The following is a 21,842-nucleotide window of genomic DNA, read 5'->3' as shown; positions in this document are numbered from 1 at the left end:
CGGAGCGTTGTCCGAAACGCATATGAGAAAATTATATCAGTGATTTACTTCTTTTGCAAATACAATTTACCTTCTTGCAGATGATAGATTTGCCTGTTTCCATTCTTGATTGAGAATATCGAAAAATTCCTGGTTTGTTTTGGTTTTTTTCATTTTTCTCATGAACTTTTCTGCGAAATCAGGTGAATCAGACATCGTTTTGCGGATCGACCATAGACGATCAAGATGCTCTTTAGGCACAAGCAGCTCTTCTTTGCGCGTTCCAGAACGGCGGATATCAATGGCAGGGAAGATGCGGCGCTCTGCCAGAGAGCGGTCAAGGTGAAGCTCCATGTTGCCTGTTCCCTTGAATTCTTCGTAAATAACATCATCCATACGTGATCCTGTATCAACAAGAGCCGTAGCAAGGATGGTTAAGCTGCCGCCCTCTTCAATATTTCTCGCAGCTCCGAAGAAGCGTTTCGGACGGTGGAACGCCGCTGGGTCAATCCCCCCAGAGAGCGTTCTTCCGCTTGGCGGAATCACTAAGTTGTAGGCGCGGGCAAGCCGAGTGATACTATCCATCAGGATGATGACGTCTTTTTTATGTTCCACGAGACGCATCGCGCGCTCAAGCACAAGCTCGGCCACTTTGATATGGTTTTCCGGCACTTCATCAAACGTTGAGCTGACGACATCCCCAGCTACAGAACGCTCGATATCGGTTACTTCCTCAGGTCTTTCATCAATTAAAAGCACGATTAGCTCTGCTTCAGGCTGGTTCGCTGTAATGCTGTTGGCAATTTCCTTCAGCAATATCGTTTTTCCGGCTTTCGGCGGCGCCACAATCAATCCGCGCTGTCCAAATCCGACCGGCGCCATCATGTCCATAATTCTTGTAGACAAGAAGTTCGGCTTTGTTTCAAGCACCATTTGGCGATCTGGATAAAGTGGCGTAAGAGCAGGGAAATGCACACGCTCTTTTGCTGATTCGGGATCATCCCCGTTCACTGCTTCAACGTGCAAAAGTCCATAGTAACGCTCATTTTCTTTTGGCGGGCGAACCTTGCCGGATACTTTGTCTCCGTTCCGCAAATCGAAACGGCGGATTTGTGAAGCTGAGATGTAAATATCTTCTGAGCTTGGAGAGTAGTTGATCGGTCTCAGGAAGCCGAAACCTTCAGACTGGATGATCTCAAGAACGCCTTCCATAAACAACAGGTCTTCCTGTTCTGCATTCGCTTTCAGAATGGCGAAAATGAGTTCTTTTTTTGTCAGTTTACTGTAATAAGAGATTTTATAATGTCTTGCAAGTTCATAAAGCTCTTTCAATTTCATATTTTCCAATGAGGAAATAGATACGTCTTTCATAAAAACACCACGCTTTTCATAGTCAATATCTTACTCTGAACATGTCATCTGCTGCTTTTGCACAACATCCGCCAAAGCACATTCTTTTTTTAACATAAAGGAACTTCTATCGGTAACACTTCCACCCATGATTGGCGCTTTTGTTAAAAGGATTGTCTTAATGAGTTTTGAAGGAAGCGAGGACAAAAACATGAGAAGATCAATACTTATATCGTCTGTATGCGGTAGAAATTGAAACTTTCCTAGTGCTTAAAAGAAGGTATTACGCAGTAAAATTCGCAGCACTCTTTATTTTTACCTTATTTCAAAAAATTATTCAACTGAAATAAGGTTTTGACATGGAATTGATAGAGTTGACGCTTTTCTGCAAAAGTTAAAGCGGGCTCTCACCCGCTTTTTCTGTTTGTTATGGACGGATTACAAGATTTGGTTTCTTTTTCAAGCTGTGTCTGCCGTCAACGAAACGGACAGTGCCTGATTTTGCACGGATAACTAAGCTTTCAGTTGTTCCGACAGAGCCTTTAAATTGAACTCCTTTTAACAGCTCGCCGTCAGTAACCCCTGTAGCTGCAAAAATCGCGTCATCACCCTTCACAAGGTCTTCCATGCGAAGGACTTTGCTTAAATCAAGGCCCATTTTGTGACAGCGTGTGATTTCTTCTTCGTTTTGCGGAAGAAGTTTACCAATGATTTCTCCGCCGAGCGCTTTTAGCGCGACAGCGGATAGCACACCCTCAGGAGCGCCGCCTGATCCGAACAGGATGTCAACGCCCGTGTGGTCGAAAGCCGTGTTGATGGCGCCAGCGACATCGCCGTCATTGATCAATTTGATTCTGGCGCCGGCCTCACGAAGCTCGGAAATGATTTTTTCGTGTCTTTCACGGTTTAAAATGGTGGCAACGACGTCCTCAACGTCCTTGTTTTTTGCTTTTGCCACCGCTTTAAGGTTGTCAATGACAGGTGCTTCAATATCAATGCAGCCCACCGCCTCCGGACCGACTGCAATTTTTTGCATATACATGTCAGGAGCATTCAGCAGCGTGCCATGGTCTGCGACCGCGATCACCGTCAGCGCGTTCCAGCCGCCGCTTGCTAAGATGTTTGTGCCTTCAAGAGGGTCAACTGCGACATCAACGCGCGGGCCGTACCCGTTTCCGAGTTTTTCCCCGATATACAGCATTGGCGCTTCGTCCATTTCTCCCTCACCGATTACAACGGTCCCTTTCATCGGCACTGTATCAAAAACGTCTCTCATTGCACTTGTTGCCGCTTCATCAGCCTCGTCCTTTTTTCCCCGGCCCATCCATCTCGCCGATGCTAATGCCGCAGCTTCGGTTACACGTACCAATTCCATTGATAAACTTCTTTCCATTTCAACACGATCTCCTCTCACAAGAAACCATTATGAATTTTGAAGCTGTTCTATTTCTTCGTCTGTCATTCTTTCACGCCAAATTGTAGCTCCAAGCCCCTCAAGCTTCTTCTCAAGGCTGCTGTAGCCGCGGTCAATATGCTCCAGTCCTGTAATTTCCGTGACGCCGTCAGCCATCAGTCCGGCTACCACCAAGCAGGCACCGGCACGAAGATCGCTCGCCTTCACTTTTGCGCCTTGAAGCTCGACAGGACCTGTGATGATGGCGGATCTGCCTTCTACTTTCATATTGGCACCCATCCGTCTCAGCTCATCAATGTGCTTGAATCTTGCCGAGTAGATGGTGTCTGTAACGACGCTTGTCCCTTTTGCCCTTGTCAGAAGCGCCGTCATCGGCTGCTGTAAATCCGTCGGAAACCCCGGATATACGAGGGTTTTGACGTCAACCGGCTTTAAGTTCTTCTGCCCGCCGACAATAAGAAGCTGGTCGTCGCTTGTTTCGATATGATAGCCCATTTCTCTCAGCTTTGCCGTTAACGACTCAAGATGAGTGGGAATGACGTTATCGATAATGACTTCCTTGCCCATTGCAGCGCCCGCAATCATAAATGTCCCGGCCTCAATTCTGTCCGGTATGATCGTATGCTTGCAGCCGTGCAGTTCCTGAACGCCGTCGATTCGGATCACATTGGTGCCCGCGCCTTTGATTTTGGCGCCCATGCTTGTAAGCAATGTCGCGACGTCAATAATCTCAGGCTCTTTGGCAGCGTTTTCGATAATCGTTTTCCCTTCTGCCAAAACAGCGGCGAGCATAATGTTAATCGTTGCTCCTACGCTTACGACATCTAAATAAATCCGTGCGCCTCTCAGCCTTTCAGCTCGCAAATAAATGGCGCCTTGTTCATTGGTTACTTCAGCTCCGAGCGCCTCAAAGCCTTTGATATGCTGATCAATCGGGCGGGGCCCTAAGTGACAGCCGCCAGGCAATCCAATGACTGCTTGCTTAAAGCGGCCTAGCATCGCCCCCATTAAATAATACGACGCGCGAAGCTTTTTTACTTTCCCGTTAGGAAGCGGCATGCTGATCATCGATGTAGGGTCAACAACCATTTCCCCATTCTCAAAATGCACGTTGCCGCCGATTTCCTTTAACAGGTCACGCAGCGTTTCAATATCTGAAATCTCTGGAAGCCCTTCAATTGTCACCTCGGAATTTGCCAAAATGGTTGCAGGTATTAACGCAACAGCGCTGTTTTTAGCGCCACTGATATGTACTGTACCGTTTAACGAGTCACCGCCGGCAATATTCAACTTTTCCATGATAGTCTCCTTCCATAAGAAGATAGCTGCGGAGCTAAATAAAATGTCATTTTATTCTGTCTCTGCAAATAAAGCTCATGTCCAAAATCTAGCCAATTCGAAGAGAAAGAATACAACACATTGTAAAATATCAGGAAGAAAATAGCGAAGCTTTGCGGGGCACAGGTTTCAAAAGTTGCACAGAGACCCGCCGGCTTAAGAGACATCGTCTTCATCCGGCAAAAGCAGTACGCAAACCCTTCATTCCGATATCAGCTTCTGCAGCCCAATGATTCCTTCTCTGTAAAGCGGCGTCAGCATCTGAAGGTCCGCTGTATCAGGTCGGTGAAAAACAAAGGCCGCGGCAAACAGGCATAAAGCTGTTTGCCGCCCCTTTCATTATTTGTTCCAGTCTGCCAGGAATTGTTCGATTCCTTTGTCTGTTAACGGGTGTTTAGTGAGCGCATGAATGACTTTCAGCGGCATTGTGCCGATGTGAGCCCCTCTTAAAGCGGCTTCTGTCACGTGCTGCGGGTGGCGGATAGACGCTGCAATGATTTGCGTGTCAAGTCCGTGAATGTCAAAAATCTGTTTAACTTCTGAAATCAGGTCAAGTCCATTGTGGCCGATGTCATCTAAACGTCCCAGGAATGGAGATACATACGTCGCCCCCGCTCTGGCAGCAAGAAGCGCCTGGTTGGCATTGAAGATCAATGTAACGTTTGTTTTGATGCCTAAGTCAGTAAGTGCTCTCACCGCTTTTAAACCGTCAGACGTCATTGGAATTTTGACCGTAATGTTCGGAGCGATTTTCGCCAGTTCTTTTCCTTCCTCGATCATTTCCTCAGCTTTCAAAGAAATAACCTCTGCGCTTACAGACCCTTTCACGACGTCTGTGATCTCGCGAAGACGGTCGTGGAATGATACGTTAGCTTCCTTTGCTACTAAACTAGGGTTCGTCGTAACACCGGCGAGAATTCCTAATTCATTCGCTTCTTTAATTTCATCGATATTCGCTGTATCAACAAAGAATAACATTTTCAAAAAGCCTCCCTGATTAAGAAATTTTCTGAACTGTGAATTATGATTGCGCTTTCTATAGATAGACGGAAAACCGCCTGTCAAGCTGTCAGGCGGCTATAAAAAGTTCCAATTGAATTAAGCTTGGTTTGAAGAACCAAATTCACGCATTTTACCGATAACTGTTTCTTTGATCGCTTCACGAGCTGGTCCAAGATATTTACGTGGATCGTACTCGTCAGGCTTAGCTGCCAATGTTTCGCGAACAGCTTTTGCAGAAGAAATTTGGTTTTCAGTATTCACGTTGATTTTAGCTGTACCAAGTGAAATTGATTTTTTGATGTCAGCAGTCGGAATTCCAGTACCGCCGTGAAGAACTAGCGGAAGACCAGTTGATTTCCCGATTTCTTCCATTTCTTTGAAACCAAGGTTTGGTTCGCCTTTGTAAGGGCCGTGAACAGAACCTAATGCAGGTGCAAGGCAGTCGATGCCAGTGCGCTCAACAAGCTCTTGGCACTCTTTAGGGTCAGCGTAGATTACGCCTTCAGCGATAACGTCATCTTCTTGTCCGCCGACTGTTCCAAGCTCAGCTTCTACAGATACTCCGTGGAAATGAGCAAGCTCAACAACTTTAGCAGTTGTTGCTACGTTTTCTTCAAATGGATGGTGAGAAGCGTCGATCATTACAGATGTGAAACCTGCATGAATCGCTTTCGCACAAGATTCAAAGCTTGAACCGTGGTCTAAGTGAATCGCAACAGGAACTGTCACTTTGTACTCTTCCATAAGTGCTTTTACCATAGCAACGACTGTTTTGAAGCCGCCCATGTAGCGTCCCGCACCTTCGGAAACACCAAGGATCACTGGAGATTTTTCTTCTTCAGCTGCTTGTAAAATCGCTTGAGTGAACTCAAGGTTGTTTAAGTTAAATTGTCCTACAGCGTACCCTTTTTCTTTAGCTGTATTCAACATTTCCGTCATAGAAACTAAAGGCATGTCGAATGTCCTCCTTATGTAGCCTGATTGTCTTCTAGCGAAAAAAGCTTTCCACCCTAGCATGACCCATATATTGCTGTCATATGTAAATACTCAGATCGCTTTTTCTCCATAACTAGGATACCAACTTTTCGACAAATCGGCAACACAATGACATCATTCATTTGTTTCTTCTTTTTGTCAGTTAGACTTCAGGGGCAGATATTTTTTGACGGCGTCTCTGATTTCGTCGATGTCAAACGGCTTTGCAAAGTGCGTCAGAGCGCCCAATTCCTTTGATTCCTGGATCATGTCGAGCTCTCCGTATGCCGTCATGATAATGACCCGGATGTTTTCGTCAATGACCTTCATCCGTTTTAGGATTTCGATTCCGTCCATGCCGGGAATTTTCATGTCTAAAAGCACCAGGTCGGGCCGTTCTTTTGTCACAATGTCAAGCGCCTGCAGGCCGTTTGCAGCCTGAAACGTCTGGTAGCCTTCTTTATTGAACACTTCATTAAGCAAAATACGAATGCCGTATTGATCATCAACGATTAAAATTTTTTCATTCATCATTTTACACCCCAATATTATGATTTTCGTCAAAAGTAAGCAGTAGTGTATGTATTCTGTTTGATTTTCCTATTTCCTTTAATTATAATAGTCTACTTTACGACATTTTCTGAGCATTTTCTCTTTTGTTGTATACTGATATTGTACGTTATAAAGGAGGATTCACTTATGTTGAAAATATTTACGACGCAGTTAACAGGTATTTTTTCCCGCATTCAGGATAAGGAATCTGACGCGATTGAAGATGGGGCGCGGCTGCTTGCTCAAGCGGTGATCAGCGGGCATTCCATTTATTTATACGGAGCGAACGAGCTTCAGGGCGTCTTTTATGAGGCCACTGAAAGCAAAGAACCCTTTCCATCTGTCAAAGCCTTTCCAGAAAGCGCTGAAGAAGTGACAGAAAGCGACAGGGTGCTGATGTTTTGCTCAGGGACAGGCACAGCCGAAGAGCAGGCGCTCGCAAAAGAGCTGTATGAAAAAGGCGCGGGAGTCGTATGCGTATCGCCCACAGCCAAAGATAGCGCGGGAATAGAACAGTATTGTGATGTGCATATTGATTCCAAATTAAAAATGCCGCTTGTTCCCGATGAAGACGGCACCCGTTACGGATTTCCCTCTTTAATGACGGCACTGTATGTCTATCACGCTTTATCGTTTACCCTAAAAGAAATTCTGCAAGAGTATGCATAATATCTTATTGTACATGCTTGATCTTGCCGAAAACAAATAAAAAAGACTTGCCCGCTTTTGACAAACGGCAAGTCTTTTTTTGTTACTTCTGATTCGCAGCTTCGACAGACGCTCCGATAAAGCCTTTGAATAGAGGCTGAGGTCTTGTCGGTCTTGACTTGAACTCTGGGTGGAACTGAGAAGCCACGAACCAAGGGTGGTCTTTCAGCTCGATGATTTCAACAAGGCGTCCGTCAGGGCTTGTGCCTGAGAATACGAAGCCTTGCTCTTCCATTTGCTGTCTGAATTCATTGTTAAACTCATAGCGATGGCGGTGGCGCTCGTACACCACTTCATCCTGATACACTTCAAAGGCTTTCGTGCCTTCTTCAAGCTTACAAGGGTAAAGGCCGAGACGAAGCGTTCCTCCGAGATCCTCAACATCCTTCTGTTCAGGAAGAAGGTCAATGATCGGGTATTGAGTTGACGGATCAATTTCCGCTGAGTGAGCGCCTTTTAAGCCCAATACGTTTCGTGCGTATTCAATAGACGCCACCTGCATGCCCAAGCAAATGCCCAAGAACGGAATGTTGTTTTCGCGCGCGTATTTTGTTGCGACGATTTTGCCTTCAACACCGCGGTCTCCGAATCCGCCCGGCACAATGATGCCGTCAGTTCCGCTTGTGAGTTCTGCGATATTGTTTTCTGTCACTTCTTCCGCGTTGATCCATTTCACTTTTACATCTGTGTCAAACGCATAGCCCGCATGGCGAAGGGACTCGACAACAGAAATGTATGCGTCAGGAAGCTCAACGTATTTGCCGACAAGGCCGATTGTAATCGTTTGAGACAGGTTGCTGACCTTGTTAACAAGCTCTTTCCACTCGGACATTTCCGCTTCTTCGCATGCCAATTTCATGTGCTCGCAAACAAGCTTATCAAGCCCTTGTTTTTGAAGCTCAAGCGGAATGGAGTAGAGGTTGTCCGCATCTTCACATTCAATAACCGCTTTTGTATCGATGTCGCAGAATAGCGCGATTTTATCTTTCATATCTTGAGAAATCGGCATTTCTGTACGAACGACGATGATGTTTGGCTGAATGCCCAAGCTGCGCAATTCTTTTACGCTGTGCTGTGTCGGTTTTGTTTTTAATTCCCCAGCAGCTTTAATGTAAGGAACAAGCGTACAGTGGATGTACATTACGTTTTCACGGCCGATGTCGCTCTTCATTTGGCGGATTGCTTCAAGGAATGGCAATGATTCGATGTCTCCGACAGTACCGCCGATTTCTGTAATAACGACATCTGCGTTTGTCTCTTTTCCTGCGCGGTAAACACGGTCTTTCAATTCGTTTGTGATGTGCGGGATGACCTGCACGGTTCCGCCAAGGTAATCTCCGCGGCGTTCTTTTTTAAGAACTGTTGAATAGATTTTACCTGTTGTCACGTTGCTGAATTTATTCAGATTAATGTCGATAAAACGCTCATAGTGACCAAGGTCCAAGTCTGTTTCAGCGCCGTCATCCGTTACGAATACTTCACCGTGCTGGTACGGGCTCATTGTTCCCGGGTCAACATTGATGTATGGATCGAATTTTTGAATCGTCACGTTCAGTCCGCGGTTTTTCAGCAAACGTCCTAATGAAGCTGCTACAATACCCTTTCCAAGTGAGGATACAACTCCCCCGGTTACAAAAATATATTTCGTCATTTCGTTTGCTCCTCTCTTCGCTCTTAGCTACATTTTTAAAATGTACTATTTTATAAAAAATCATTTAGCCTTTTAAATGATTTATAAGAAAAATGAGGGGTGAAAATAAGAAAGCTCCCTTTCAATTTCTTGAAAGGGAGCATAACGTACTATGTTCTCTCTTCGTTTTTGAAGAGCCCAAAATACATACTACCTAGTTCGACTATGAAAGTCAAGATCGTTTTGAAGATGAAATCTGATACTATTTAATTTCCTCTTCTTCATCGTCATAGTCTTCATCATCTTCATCAATAATATCTTCTTCAATCTCAAGATCGTCATCGTCTTCATCAATATCTTCATCATCAAAATCGTTGGTCTCAAGATCAAGTTCTTCCTCAACTTCATCCAAATCAAGGTCGTCCTCGTCGATCTCTTCAAACTCGTCAAGATCAAGATCTTCCTCGACTGCTTTCTTCGCTTTTTTCTTTTTCGCCTTGACTGTCGGCTGAGTTTCTTCATCAAGCTGATCATACGGATACCAGCTTCGAAGCCCCCACGTCTGGTCAGAAAGCGCCAGGAAGCGGCCGTCAATGTTTAAATCTGTATAAAATTGAGCGATGCGGTCTCCAAGCTCTTCTTTTTTCACGCCGAGCAAAGATGCAATTTCATTTAAAAGCTCCTGAAAAGGAACTGGTTTTTTATGTTCTTCAAATAATTCGTGAGCGATTTCAACTAAAGCCATTTCCTTTAGCTCTTCCTGTGAATATTGTTTGATACCCAAGGTCGGACACTCCCTTTCTATTACTTATATGTATCTGTTTTATCAATAATGAAAGCGATTTTGTATCGTTCTTATACAAACCATACCTCTCATTATAAACAAAATAAAACAGAATATGCTACCCTTAACAGCGTTAATTTAAATAATTTTACAAGAGTGATCCGACTGAGAGATGTTTTCCGTTAATCCGCGAGCATTCTTGAGATGACAAGTCTTTGAATTTCTTGAGTGCCTTCATAGATTTGCGTGATTTTCGCATCACGCATATAGCGTTCTACTGGATAATCTTTTGTATAGCCGTAGCCGCCGAAAATCTGCACGGCTTCAGTCGTCACCTTCATCGCCGTATCCCCAGCCATCAGTTTGGACATGGCGGAAGCTTTTCCATATGGAAGGCCTGATGATTCTAACCATGCAGCCTGATAGGTCAGTAGCCTTGAAGCTTCTATCATTGTCGCCATATCCGCGAGTTTAAAAGCGATGCCCTGCTGCTCAGCGATCGCTTTTCCGAATTGCTTTCGCTCTTTTGCATATTGAAGCGCCGCGTCAAGCGCCCCTTGAGCGATGCCCACGGCTTGTGCGGCGATGCCGTTTCTGCCTCCGTCAAGCGTCTTCATCGCGATTTTGAAGCCTTCTCCTTCTACTCCGAGACGGTTTGATGCAGGGACTACACAATCTTCGAACATGATTTCCGTTGTCGGTGAAGAACGGATGCCCAGCTTCTTTTCTTTCTTGCCTGTAAAAAATCCTTCAAAATCCTTTTCTACTATAAAAGCGGTAATGCCTTTTTTCTTTTTCTCGGGATCGGTGACTGCGAAAACAATATAAATATCAGCAACACCGCCGTTTGTGATAAACACTTTTGAACCATTTAACACATAGTCATCGCCGATTCGTTCAGCAGTTGTTTTCATGCCGCCGGCGTCAGAACCTGACCCTGCTTCGGTCAAAGCGAATGCGCCGATTTTCTCTCCTAGGGCCAGCTGTGTTAAGTACTCTGTCTTCTGTTCCTCCGTCCCAAAGGCAAACAGCGGCCAGCTGCAAAGAGAGATATGGGCGGAAAGCGTCACACCGGTGGAGGCGCACACTTTTGACAGCTCCTCCACCGCGATGACGTAGGCCAAATCATCACTCCCGATTCCACCGTAATCTTCAGGCCACGGAATACCCGTCAGCCCCAGATTTGCCATTTCCCGAAACAGTTCGCGATCGAAGCGTTCTTGTTCGTCTCGTTCTGCCGCTGTCGGAGCCACCTCATGTTTCGCAAAATCGCGCACCAATTTTCGTATCATCTCGTGTTCTTCTGATAATGAAAAATTCATTCCTTCTCCCCCATTTTCAGGTCAGCGCCTAAAACGGATTGAGCCAGAAGCTCGACGACGTCGTATGTTTTGACTTGGTCTTCGGCTTCCTTCGCCTTTGTGCCGTCCCCAAGCATCGTGAGACAGTACGGACAGCCGGAACTGATCACCGATGGGTTGACCGCTAGCGCTTGCTCAGTCCTGGCGACGTTAATCCTGTTGCCCGTTTCCTCCTCCATCCACATTAATCCCCCGCCGGCTCCGCAGCACATGCCGGTTTCCCGGTTCCTCTCCATTTCAATCAGCTGCACGCCCGGAATGGCTTTCAAAATCTCTCTCGGCGGATCATAGACTTCATTGTACCGGCCCAAATAGCACGAATCATGGAAGGTAATCGTCTCATGAAGCGGGTGCTGCGGCTTTAACTTTCCGTTTTTCACAAGCTCGGCCAGCACCTCTGTATGATGATAAACCTCGCCTTCAAATCCGAAATCCGGATATTCGTTTTTAAATAAATTGTATGCATGGGGATCGATCGTAACGATTTTTTTGACATCATTTTTTTCAAATTCAGAAATATTCTTCTCAGCCAGCTCTTGGAACAAAAATTCATTTCCGAGGCGGCGCGGGGTGTCTCCTGAATTTTTTTCTTTATTGCCGAGGATCGCGAAGGACACGCCTGCGTGATTGAGCAGCTTGGCAAAGGAAATCGCGATTTTCTGGCTTCTGTTGTCGTAGGACCCCATGGAACCAACCCAGAAAAGGTACTCAAACTCTTTTCCTTCTTTTTTCATTTCTTTCACGGTCGGAATCTCAGCATCCGGCGCCGCGTCACGCCAGTTTTCGCGTTCCTTGCGGTTCAATCCCCACGGATTTCCCTGCCGCTCGATACTAGTCATCGCGCGCTGGGCGTCACTGTCCATTTTTCCTTCAGTCAGTACGAGGTAGCGGCGGAGGTCGATGATTTTATCCACGTGCTCATTCATGACCGGGCATTGATCCTCACAGTTTCGGCAAGTGGTGCACGCCCAAATTTCTTCCTCTGTGATGACGTCGCCGATCAAGCTTGGACTGTAATCCAGCGCCGCTGCGGCTTCCTGCGATCCGCTGCCCGCTGACGCTGCCGCCAGCTGATTGCCTCTCGTATGTTGGAACGCTGCCGCGGGCACCCATGGCGAGCGCGAGGTGACGGCGGCGCCTTTTTCCGTGAGATGGTCTCTGAGACGCAAAATCAAGTCCATCGGAGACAGCATTTTTCCGGTGCCTGTTGCAGGGCACATATTGGTGCAGCGGCCGCACTCAACACATGCGTACAAATCAAGCAGCTGGGACTGCCTGAAATCTTCAATTTTCCCCGCTCCGTAGCTTTCTTTCGTTTCGTCGGTAAAATCTATTTTTTCAAGTTTTCCGGCAGATTCCATTCGATTGAAAAATACATTTGCCGGGCCGGCGAGTAAATGGGCATGCTTCGACTGAGGTACGTACACTAAAAAGCTAAGCAAGAAGAGGAGATGGATCCACCATGCGATATAGAAAATCACCGCCGCGCCTGTTTTCCCGACCCCGCTAAGCATAAACGCAATACCTGAAGCAATTGGCTCGCTCCAAGAAAGCCCATGCTCATGCCAGATCAGATTCATCCCGTTTCCAAGCAGAACGGTCAGCATTAACCCTCCGATGAAAATGAGAACGAGTCCGGCTTTGAAATTGCGTTTCAGCCTCACGAGCTTTTCAATATAACGTCTGTAGAATGCCCATCCCACAGCAATTAAAATGAGAAACGTAACGATTTCCTGAAAAAAAGTGAAAGCTGGATAGACCGGGCCAAGCGGCAGATTTCGGCCGGGAGCCAGTCCTTTGATGATAAAGTCAATCGCTCCGAACTGAACCAAAATAAATCCATAGAAAAACATGACGTGAATGATACCGCTTTTCTTGTCCTTGAGCAGTTTTTTCTGCCCGAATACATTCACCCAGATGGCGCGAAGCCGTTCCTTGAACCGTTGATCAAATTGTTCTTTCTGGCCGAGCTTGATATAGGCCAGTCTCGTTTTGACCAAGTACACAAACAAATAGACAGCGTAAGCGGTTACAATCAAAAATAATAATGCATTTGCGATGAGAAAGCCGCTCATTCCAATTCCCCCTTTTTACTGGATAAAGACCGCGATCCCCTACCCCCGAATCTGTATAAGATTACCTTTATGATAAATAATGAATGAGTGTTCAGTCAATAATTAAATTCCCGCTGTTCGGGCACACTACCTTTACTACGGAAAGGAGTGCCGGTATGAAGGTATTTATCGTGATTATGATCATTGTCGTTATTTTTTTTGCTTTGATTCTGCTTGATATCTTCATGGGCCGTGCCGGATACAGAAAGAAGGCGTACGAGCCTGTTTTTTCAAAAAAGAAGAGTGACATCGAATTAATCCACTGCGGCGCTGATCTTGTCGAACGGATGATGGAAGACATCCGCCAGGCTGTTTCCTCTGTTCACGTGATGTTTTTTATTATGAAAAATGATGAGGTCAGCCACAATATGTTTACGCTACTGAAAGCAAAAGCTAAAGCCGGTGTTTCTGTTTATTTGCTGCTGGATTGGTCAGGCAGCCAAAAAATTAAAAAACCGGCGCTGAAGACGATGAAAAATGCCGGGGTCCATGTTCATTTTCTTAACAAGCCCCGTTTTCCTTTTTTCTTTTTCCATATGCACAAACGAAATCACCGAAAAATCGCTGTGATAGACGGGAAGATCGGTTATATCGGCGGGTTTAACATCGGTGAGGAATACCTTGGAAAGAAGGCGAAGTTCGGCAATTGGGAGGATTATCATCTGCGCATGAAGGGAGAAGGTGTCCGCGATCTTCAGACGCTTTTTACAGCCGATCTAAAACGAAATACCGGATCAGCTGAACTGGCCCCGGATGTTTGGCCGGAGCTTCCGCAAGGGAATATCTCTCTTAAGATTTATGCGACTGATGGTTATTCTCTTGAAAAAACGTATTTGGCAAATATCGCGCAGGCAAAAGATCGCATTACCATTTGCACACCTTATTATATTCCGACAAAACCGCTTCAGCAGGCATTGGTCAAAGCAAGAAAAAACGGTGTAACTGTTACGCTCATCGTGCCGATGAAATCAGATCATCCGCTGGTCAGAGAGGCAGCTTTTACGTATTATTCAGAGCTCTTGGATGCCGGCTGTCTTATCTACCGTTTTTACCAGGGGTTTTATCATGTGAAAGCCCTGATCATTGACGATCACTTCAGCGTCATCGGCACCGCCAATTTTGATCAGCGAAGCTTCTTTTTAAATGAAGAGGTGAATGTTGAAATCGATGATAAGGCTTTTACAAAAGAAGTCTATGCCACGATTGAAGAGGATATTAATAGGTCGGAGCTGCTGACAAAGGAGAATTTCAAAAAGCGTACGTTCAGACAGCGCCCGGCGGAATGGCTCGGCAAGGCGTTATCTTATTTCTTATAAAGGAGAGTTCCTATGATTTTCAGATTTGGGTTCGTTTCAAATGCGATGAGCCTTTGGGATGCGTCTCCCGCTAAAACATTGACATTCGCGCGTTATTCAAAGCTTTCAAAGACTGAAAGAAAAGAAGCGCTTCTGACAGTGACAAAAGCCAATTTACGCAATACGATGAGAACCCTTCACTATATCATCGGACACGGCATTCCTTTGTACCGTTTTTCCAGTTCGATTGTGCCGCTGGCTACGCATCCCGAGGTGATGTGGGATTTTGTAACACCATTTCAAAAAGAGTTTCGGGAGATTGGAGAGCTTGTGAAAACACATCAACTGAGAACAAGCTTTCATCCAAACCAATTCACTCTGTTTACGAGCCCGAAGGAATCTATCACAAAAAATGCGGTAACCGATATGGCGTATCATTACCGTATGCTTGAAGCCATGGGCATTGCTGATCGCTCCGTGATCAATATTCATATTGGCGGCGCTTATGGAAATAAAGACACCGCCACTGCGCAATTTCATCACAATATAAAACAGCTGCCACAGGAGATCAAGCAGCGGATGACACTTGAAAATGATGATAAAACATATACGACGGAAGAAACGCTTCAGGTCTGTGAGCAGGAGGATGTTCCGTTCGTCTTTGACTTTCATCATTTTTACGCCAATCCAGATGATCACGCCGACCTGAATGAAGCGCTGCCCCGGATGATCAAAACGTGGGAGCGGATCGGCCTTCAGCCTAAGGTTCACTTGTCTTCCCCAAAATCGGAGCAAGCCATGCGCAGCCATGCCGATTATGTTGACGCCAACTTTTTGCTGCCGCTGTTGGAACGCTTTAGGCAATGGGGAACAAATATAGATTTCATGATCGAAGCAAAGCAGAAAGACAAGGCGCTTCTCCGCTTGATGGATGAATTAAGCTCCATCCGCGGTGTCAAACGCATCGGCGGCGGCGTGCTGCAATGGAAGTCATAAATGTGCAAAAACAGGTTTACGGCTTGCTCGCTCTGGGAACATAGGCTATATAAGACAACAATCGATGGAGGAGAAAGATCATGAAAAACATCAAGTCTCTGAAAGTAGCCGCACAGGCATTTACTTTAAGAAATTTGATTCATCTTTATAAGATGTGCCATTCCGGAAGTCACGAGGTTTATATTTACTCAAAGAAAACGATGTGCAAAATCAAAAGCTTAATTGAGCTTGAAACATTCCGCATGGCTCATAACGAAAAGGAATATCTGATCGTAGTGGAAGGAACAAAAGCGCCACAGCTGATTGAGAAATTCCAAAATCTCATCGAGCCTGCTGAAAGAGAAGCGCTTTAAATTTACATATAAAAAGGATAGACATCTTGTCTATCCTTTTTCTTATGATCTTACATAATGGAGCTGAACCGCTTGTCCAAATTGTTTCATCCCTTTTAGCCGTAGCTTTGTTTCGTTCGTTAGCTCTTGAAACAGCGGGATGCCGCTTCCTAACACAACCGGAATAACGGTGATGATGAATTCGTCGATGGCATCTTCTTTCATAAAGGCATTCACCAGCTCTGCCCCGCCAGCTATCCAGATGTTTAAGCCTTTTTCCTGTTTCAAACGGTCAGTGAAGACTCTGGCTCCCTCATTGATAAACGTCACATGTTCATCCTGATAACTGTCGGGTGATCCTGTAAAAACATAGCAGGTTTTACCCTGATACGGGAAAACGGGGGTTAGCACTTTAACGTGCTCATATGTGCTCCGCCCTAAAATGACTGTATCAACAGTCTGATAAAAATCACTGTAGCCGTTGTCGCCTTCACCTTCAAATTCCTCCAGCCAATCGATGCTTCCATCTTCTCTTGCGATCATTCCGTCCAATGAAACAGCAATGTACAGCACATTTTTTCTGTCCATGTTCTCCCCCTATCGCTGCACCATTTGCCCGAATTGCGCTTGATGCAGCCTGCTGTATAGGCCTCCGGCTTCGATCAGGTCTTGATGACGGCCTTGTTCTTCAATCCCATTGTTTGTAACGACTACAATTCTGTCCGCGTCTTTGATTGTCGCCAGCCTGTGGGCGATGACGAGCGTCGTGCGCCCCTCGGACAACTCTTGAAGCGCCTTTTGGATCGCCGCTTCCGTTTCCGTATCAAGGGCTGAGGTGGCTTCGTCGAGAATCAGGATCGACGGATTTTTCAAGAACATCCGCGCAATTGACAAACGTTGTTTTTGTCCGCCGGAAAGCTTCACGCCGCGTTCGCCAATCATAGTATCCAATCCATCCGGCATGCTATGGACGAGATCTTCCAGATGCGCCTGCTTCACAGCCTGCCAAATGTCTTCTTCTGATGCGCTTAATCGGCCGTAGGCGATATTTTCTCTAAGCGTACCCGCGAATAAGAAAACGTCCTGCTGTACGACGCCAATTTGCCCGCGCAATGAAGAAAGCGTCATGTCTTTTATGCTGATACCGTCAATTGTAATGTCGCCCTCCGATGCTTCATAAAAGCGCGGTAGCAGGCTGCAAAGCGTTGATTTTCCCGCACCTGACGGACCAACGAACGCAACCGTTTCCCCCGCTTGAATGGATAGGTTAATGTCATTGAGGACGTTGTGATGGTCATCATAGCCAAACGAAACATGTTCATAGCGGATATTGCCCTTCAGGCCGGAAACATCTCTCGCATCAGGTAAATCCTGAATATCCGGCTCGGTCTCCATGAGTTCCATATAGCTTTTGAAACCGGCGATCCCCCTCGGATACATTTCAATAATGGCATTAATTTTGTCAATAGGCCTGAACAGCACATTCGTCAGGAGCACAAACGCCACAAATTCCCCGTACGATAAGGAGCCGCGAATAACAAACCACGTCCCGCACAAAAGGACAAACAGCGTGACAAACCTGGTCAGCATATAGCTGATTGAACCGTTTTTCGCCATGATTTTGTAGGAAGAAAGCTTTGTGACACGAAAACGCTGGTTGTTGACGGCGAAGCGTTCTTTTTCAAACGCTTCATTGCCGAACGCCTGCACAAGCCGGATCCCGCCGATATTATTTTCTACCCGCGCGCTGAAGTCCCCGATATCTTTGTTCAGTGTGGTAAATGCTTTGGTCATTTTTTTGTTGAAATAAAGCGCCAGCCAAATGACGATCGGCATAATGATAAACGTTAATAATGCCAGCTGCCAGTTAATAAACAGCATCACTCCGAACGCACCGAGTATGGTCATGACGGCAATGAATAAGTCTTCCGGACCGTGATGGGCAACTTCACCGATATACATTAAATCGTTCGTCAGCTTCGACATCAGTGTTCCCGTCTTGTTGTTGTCGTAAAATTTAAACGGGAGCTTTTGCAAATGGTCAAAAAGCGACTTTCTCATATCCGTCTCGATATTAATTCCGAGCATGTGCCCCCAGTAGGTCACAATATACTGAAGAGCTGAGCTGAGCGCGTACACCGCAAATAAGCCGATTGAGGTCGCGATGATCAACCCCCAGTCCCTGCCCGGCAGCAAGGTATCAATAAAATAATTGACGATCAAAGGAAAGCTCAGCTCCATTAAACCTCCCGCGATCGCTGAGAAAAAGTCGAGAAAGAACAACGTTTTATATGGTTTATAATATGAAAAAAATTGCCGCAGCACCCTATCTTCCCCCAATGTATAAATAACTGATAATATTTCTCAATTATACTATACACAGGCCGTTTTGAAAGATCAGATTTCTTTTTTCTTACAGAACCCCTGAAAACAAGCGGGCAAATGACTCTTTTGTCCGGTCAGCCACGCCTCTTTTATAAAAGCCGACAGGGCTGAGCTTTTCACTTTCCTGCATATCCTCTTCAAAATGGGCCTCAAGGGTGCGGATCGCTTCGGCATCCGTGAAGAACACATTCACTTCAAAGTTGAGCTGAAAGCTGCGCATGTCCATATTCGCCGTGCCGACGGAGGCGAGATCGCCATCAATGATCATGACTTTTTGATGCATGAAGCCTTTTTGGTAGGAGTACACTTCAATCCCCTCAAGAAGCAGCTCCGGGAAATAGGACCTCGACGCGTATTGGGTCAAAAAGCTGTCGTTCCTCTCCGGCACCATAACCCTTACCTCCACGCCTTTTGTCGCTGCTGCTTTCAGCGCTGTGCGAATGGATTCATTGGGGACAAAATAGGGCGTGGCAATCCAGATTGACTTCTGTGCGGAAGAAATCATTTCATAGTATAGGTCGCTCATGCTTTCCTTCATGTCAGGGCCTGTCGCGACAATTTGATAAATGCCCCCTCCCTCCACGGGCACAGGGGTATTGTACTCTTCTTGATCAATTAACACTTCATTGGAGACGTATTCCCAATCCAGCATAAAGATGGCGTGAAGCGTTTGCACAATCTCACCTTCCAACCGAAGGTGAGTGTCTCTCCAAAACCCGATGTGCGGATCCCGGCTGATATATTCCTTCCCGACATTTAAGCCGCCCACAAAGCCGATTTTTCCATCGATGATCACAATTTTTCGGTGATTTCTGAAATTCAGCTTCTGGTTGAAGAACCCGTATTTCAGCGGAGAGAACGGAACGATATTCACTCCCGCTTGTTTCATTCTCATAATGTCTCTTCTTGCCAGCTTCATGCTCCCTGCCGCATCGTATAAAAACCTCACCTCGACACCCTGGCGCGCTTTCTCCATCATAATGTCCATCATGCCGCGCCCAAGCATGTCTGATTTAAACATGTAGTATTCAATATGTATGTAAGACTCCGCTTTTCTCATCGCTTTGAAAAGTTCAGGAAAGGTTTCTTCGCCGTTTTTCAGCACTTTGATCTTGCTTTTCGTATTGATATTCATATGGGCAGCCTTGATGGAATATGTAAAGAACCTCTCTTGATTGTCCTTCAGCCCTGTCACTTCGGGCGTTTCCTCCTTGTCAAACAGCTTCCTGAGCTTCTCCCTGTTGTACATTCGTTTTGTCTTAAACAGCTTGCCCTTTACATAAAGCTGTCCGGAAAAGAGATAAAACACGTAGCCGACGATTGGAAAAAAGACAAGAATGTGGATCCATAACAGCGTGTGCTGCGAGGTGCGGTTTTCAAGAATTAATGAATAGATGCTGAACAAAATAATGCTTATATAGCAAAGCAATCCTCCGTAAAACTCAAGTCTGGAAACCGGAAAAAACCATATGACATATGCCCCGATGAGCATCATATATAAAAAGAAAAATTCCAGTCTCCTTTTCAGCATCCTAATTCTCTCCTATCTGATTCGATTACCTCTGTATTACCTCTTTTTTCTAGTCTGTAAACCTTCTATGCAAAAAGCCTCACCGCAAAAAAAGCGGAAAGGCCTATGATGAGGCTTCCTGAGATTGGCCGGGTGTCATGTTCTTGAGCAAAATCGGATTGAGGGAGTAGCTGCTTTTGATTTTATTTTTGAAGAAGCCGACGATCAGGCCCGTGACCGCGATGGACACTAAGGAGCAGAGCCCTTTCAGCAAGCCGACTGAGAAAATGCCGGCCAGCACTGCGGCAAAATCGAAGAGAAAATTAACTGTCCCGGGGTTCCAGCCGTATCGTTTTTGCAGAAATAAAGCGAGAATATTGGCACCGCCGAGTGAAGCCTGATGGTAAAACATGAGCGACAGGCCGAGCCCGATCAGCGCCCCGCCGCAAATCGCCCCGGCAAGCGGTGAAAAAGAGGCAGACGGCAGCCAGATATCCGCGCTTGTGAACAGAGTCAGCGCTGTGACTGCAAATGCGGTGGATAGCGTGAATTTGATGCCCATTCTGATGAGAGAAAACACATAAAACGGGATATTGATCAGAAAGAAGGTGATGGCAAACGAGGAGTGAAACAAGTATGTCAGGCTTAGTGACAGTCCAGCCGTGCCGCCGGTTAATACATGAGAATGTCTGAGTGTCAGGACCCCGGCGCTTGTCATAAGACAAGCCATTAAAATGAGTAAAATCCGCTTCATTCTTCACTCTCCTTTTCAGATGATGCAATACAAACATAACAAGACTGCCGGCCGCCCAGCCATTATCTTGGCAGAAAATATCTTATGTTTTCATCAAGATAAATAAATCCCCCTCTTGCAAGGGGGATTTTTACGAGCGTTTCCGATACACGACATAGCTGCGGGTCAGATACTTTAGCGGCAGACTGAACACATGAACCAATCTTGTAAACGGCCACAGGATAAAAACAACGTAGCCTATCACAATATGAAACTTAAACCATAGCGGGACACTCTCCATCAACGAGGGGTCAGGCCGGAACAAAACGATTTCCCTGAACCACGGCCCGACTGTTGTCCGGTAATCAAAGCCTTTCGAATCAATGTTGAGAAACGTGGCCGCAACACCCGACAGCATCATGAAAAGCAGCAGGATGAGCGTAAGGATATCCGATGGCGAGCTGGTTTTGCGGATTCTTTTGTCAAACAGCCGTCTGTACGTCAGGATGACAAGTCCGGTACATGCCGCAATCCCCGCCGGCAGGCCTGCACCAATCGCCATTTTGTGATACATGTGCTCTGAAATGCCAATTGCACCATACACGCCTTCCGGGATCAAAATTCCCATGACATGCCCGCCGACAACGCACAGCAGTCCCCAATGAAAAAGAGCGCTGCCCGCCGCAAGTTTTTTCTTTTCTAACATCTCGCTTGATTTCGCCGTCCAGCCAAATTGGTCATGCTGGTATCGGTAAATATGGCCGCCGATAAAGATCGTCAATACAATGTATGGCATCACGCCCCAGAGGATCTGTCCGTTCATGCCTGAACAGTCCCTTCAATGCTTTCACGAACGCTGAGGTTTTCCAGCGCGGCCAGCAGCACGTGCAGCAGCCCAGCGTATATGCTGTCATTTTTTTCGAGGCGGGATGCCAGCTCCCTTACATTTGACAAATACTTCTCAAACACACTTCTCGCTGCTTCAATTTCTGCAACTGCGGCAAATTCCAGCATCAGCGGCAGGTAATCTGGCAGTTCCTTCTCTGTCGGCAGGAAACCGGATTGCTGATAGGTGTTTTTTAAATGCAGCAATTCGATGCCGCGTTCCCTTTGCTCGCCTGAGTTAAAGTAGGTGACATACATATTTGTTTTTTTCCCGAAGTCGAATGTATAGACATAGTGTTCAATCAGCGCTTCCGGAGAAAAGCTGGCTGACGTCTCGAAAAAGTGCAGCAGCTTCTCCCGGATTTGCCGGTTGCCGATTTCATGGATAAGAGCCTTCCAATCGGGAAGCTCGGCTCTCCACTCTTCATCCGGATAAGAGAGAAGACAGGAAAGAGCAGAGAACGTGATTTGCCGATCTGTGGTGTTCATCTTGTTACAC

General features: G+C 46.1%; 21 protein-coding genes. 4 read left to right on the top strand and 17 right to left on the bottom strand.

Annotated features, from left to right (window positions below; all coding sequences use genetic code 11):
* Positions 1-66: 66 nt before the first annotated feature.
* The 7 genes from rho to spo0F form a co-directional block, all read right to left on the bottom strand.
* Positions 67-1,350: a transcription termination factor Rho gene (gene rho, locus QA442_RS02800; protein WP_041352859.1), complete on the bottom strand. Its 1,284-nt coding sequence runs from the start codon at positions 1,348-1,350 to the stop codon at positions 67-69.
* Between the two features lie 30 nt (positions 1,351-1,380).
* Complete coding sequence (locus QA442_RS02795) at positions 1,381-1,542, bottom strand: hypothetical protein (protein ID WP_003227632.1); 162 nt, start codon at positions 1,540-1,542, stop codon at positions 1,381-1,383.
* Positions 1,543-1,756: 214 nt separating this feature from the next.
* The gene (gene glpX / locus QA442_RS02790) at positions 1,757-2,722 is read right to left on the bottom strand and encodes a class II fructose-bisphosphatase (protein ID WP_040081539.1); all 966 of its coding nucleotides are present in this window, start codon (positions 2,720-2,722) and stop codon (positions 1,757-1,759) included.
* 30 nt (positions 2,723-2,752) lie between these two features.
* Positions 2,753-4,042, bottom strand: coding sequence for a UDP-N-acetylglucosamine 1-carboxyvinyltransferase (locus tag QA442_RS02785; protein WP_014665738.1), 1,290 nt, complete (start codon positions 4,040-4,042; stop codon positions 2,753-2,755).
* A gap of 378 nt (positions 4,043-4,420) precedes the next feature.
* Complete coding sequence (fsa, locus tag QA442_RS02780; RefSeq protein ID WP_014665739.1) at positions 4,421-5,059, bottom strand: fructose-6-phosphate aldolase; 639 nt, start codon at positions 5,057-5,059, stop codon at positions 4,421-4,423.
* A 120-nt stretch (positions 5,060-5,179) separates the two neighbouring features.
* Positions 5,180-6,037 (bottom strand): class II fructose-bisphosphate aldolase, encoded by an 858-nt coding sequence (locus tag QA442_RS02775; RefSeq protein WP_003243339.1) that lies wholly within the window; start codon positions 6,035-6,037, stop codon positions 5,180-5,182.
* Between the two features lie 180 nt (positions 6,038-6,217).
* Positions 6,218-6,592 carry a sporulation initiation phosphotransferase Spo0F gene (gene spo0F / locus QA442_RS02770; protein WP_003227621.1) on the bottom strand — a complete coding sequence of 125 codons (375 nt, stop codon included), beginning with the start codon at positions 6,590-6,592 and terminating at the stop codon, positions 6,218-6,220.
* A 165-nt stretch (positions 6,593-6,757) separates the two neighbouring features.
* Here spo0F and QA442_RS02765 point away from each other — a divergent pair, with 165 nt between their 5' ends.
* The gene (locus QA442_RS02765) at positions 6,758-7,279 is read left to right on the top strand and encodes a DUF2529 domain-containing protein (protein ID WP_095432243.1); all 522 of its coding nucleotides are present in this window, start codon (positions 6,758-6,760) and stop codon (positions 7,277-7,279) included.
* Positions 7,280-7,361: 82 nt separating this feature from the next.
* On the opposite strand, the gene pyrG is transcribed toward QA442_RS02765, so the two are convergent.
* From pyrG to QA442_RS02745, 4 genes are all read right to left on the bottom strand, one after another.
* The gene (gene pyrG / locus QA442_RS02760) at positions 7,362-8,969 is read right to left on the bottom strand and encodes a glutamine hydrolyzing CTP synthase (protein WP_014665741.1); all 1,608 of its coding nucleotides are present in this window, start codon (positions 8,967-8,969) and stop codon (positions 7,362-7,364) included.
* A 241-nt stretch (positions 8,970-9,210) separates the two neighbouring features.
* Positions 9,211-9,732: a DNA-directed RNA polymerase subunit delta gene (rpoE, locus tag QA442_RS02755; protein ID WP_095432244.1), complete on the bottom strand. Its 522-nt coding sequence runs from the start codon at positions 9,730-9,732 to the stop codon at positions 9,211-9,213.
* Between the two features lie 182 nt (positions 9,733-9,914).
* Positions 9,915-11,054: an acyl-CoA dehydrogenase AcdA gene (acdA, locus tag QA442_RS02750; protein WP_095432245.1), complete on the bottom strand. Its 1,140-nt coding sequence runs from the start codon at positions 11,052-11,054 to the stop codon at positions 9,915-9,917.
* Positions 11,051-13,168, bottom strand: coding sequence for a heterodisulfide reductase-related iron-sulfur binding cluster (locus QA442_RS02745; protein WP_095432246.1), 2,118 nt, complete (start codon positions 13,166-13,168; stop codon positions 11,051-11,053). Before QA442_RS02745 ends, acdA begins: the two co-directional genes overlap by 4 nt.
* 155 nt (positions 13,169-13,323) lie before the next feature.
* On the opposite strand from QA442_RS02745, the gene cls (QA442_RS02740) reads away from it, so the two are divergent.
* The 3 genes from cls (QA442_RS02740) (at position 13,324) to QA442_RS02730 (ending at position 15,851) form a co-directional block, all read left to right on the top strand.
* Positions 13,324-14,523: a cardiolipin synthase gene (gene cls / locus QA442_RS02740; RefSeq protein WP_095432247.1), complete on the top strand. Its 1,200-nt coding sequence runs from the start codon at positions 13,324-13,326 to the stop codon at positions 14,521-14,523.
* 12 nt (positions 14,524-14,535) lie between these two features.
* Positions 14,536-15,498, top strand: coding sequence for a UV DNA damage repair endonuclease UvsE (gene uvsE, locus QA442_RS02735; RefSeq protein WP_095432248.1), 963 nt, complete (start codon positions 14,536-14,538; stop codon positions 15,496-15,498).
* Between the two features lie 80 nt (positions 15,499-15,578).
* The gene (locus QA442_RS02730) at positions 15,579-15,851 is read left to right on the top strand and encodes a hypothetical protein (protein WP_014665748.1); all 273 of its coding nucleotides are present in this window, start codon (positions 15,579-15,581) and stop codon (positions 15,849-15,851) included.
* Between the two features lie 42 nt (positions 15,852-15,893).
* Here QA442_RS02730 and QA442_RS02725 read toward each other — a convergent pair whose 3' ends face one another.
* The 6 genes from QA442_RS02725 to narJ all read right to left on the bottom strand — a co-directional run bounded on the left by QA442_RS02725 (position 15,894) and on the right by narJ (position 21,832).
* Positions 15,894-16,418, bottom strand: a complete 525-nt coding sequence (locus QA442_RS02725; protein ID WP_095432249.1) for a dihydrofolate reductase family protein — start codon at positions 16,416-16,418, stop codon at positions 15,894-15,896.
* A gap of 9 nt (positions 16,419-16,427) precedes the next feature.
* Entirely contained in the window at positions 16,428-18,155 is a 1,728-nt protein-coding gene (locus tag QA442_RS02720) for an ABC transporter ATP-binding protein (RefSeq protein ID WP_069150499.1), read from the bottom strand.
* 88 nt (positions 18,156-18,243) lie between these two features.
* Positions 18,244-19,746: a cardiolipin synthase gene (gene cls, locus QA442_RS02715; RefSeq protein ID WP_095432250.1), complete on the bottom strand. Its 1,503-nt coding sequence runs from the start codon at positions 19,744-19,746 to the stop codon at positions 18,244-18,246.
* A gap of 103 nt (positions 19,747-19,849) precedes the next feature.
* Entirely contained in the window at positions 19,850-20,479 is a 630-nt protein-coding gene (locus tag QA442_RS02710; protein WP_095432251.1) for a YitT family protein, read from the bottom strand.
* Positions 20,480-20,609: 130 nt separating this feature from the next.
* Positions 20,610-21,281 carry a respiratory nitrate reductase subunit gamma gene (gene narI / locus QA442_RS02705; protein ID WP_095432252.1) on the bottom strand — a complete coding sequence of 224 codons (672 nt, stop codon included), beginning with the start codon at positions 21,279-21,281 and terminating at the stop codon, positions 20,610-20,612.
* Complete coding sequence (gene narJ / locus QA442_RS02700; RefSeq protein WP_095432253.1) at positions 21,278-21,832, bottom strand: nitrate reductase molybdenum cofactor assembly chaperone; 555 nt, start codon at positions 21,830-21,832, stop codon at positions 21,278-21,280. Before narJ ends, narI begins: the two co-directional genes overlap by 4 nt.
* Between the last annotated feature and the right edge of the window lie 10 nt (positions 21,833-21,842).

Source organism: Bacillus stercoris (genome assembly GCF_029772985.1).
GTDB lineage: Bacteria > Bacillota > Bacilli > Bacillales > Bacillaceae > Bacillus > Bacillus stercoris.
Note: the sequence above shows the minus strand (reverse complement) of the source record. Positions and strands in the feature narration are given on the sequence as shown.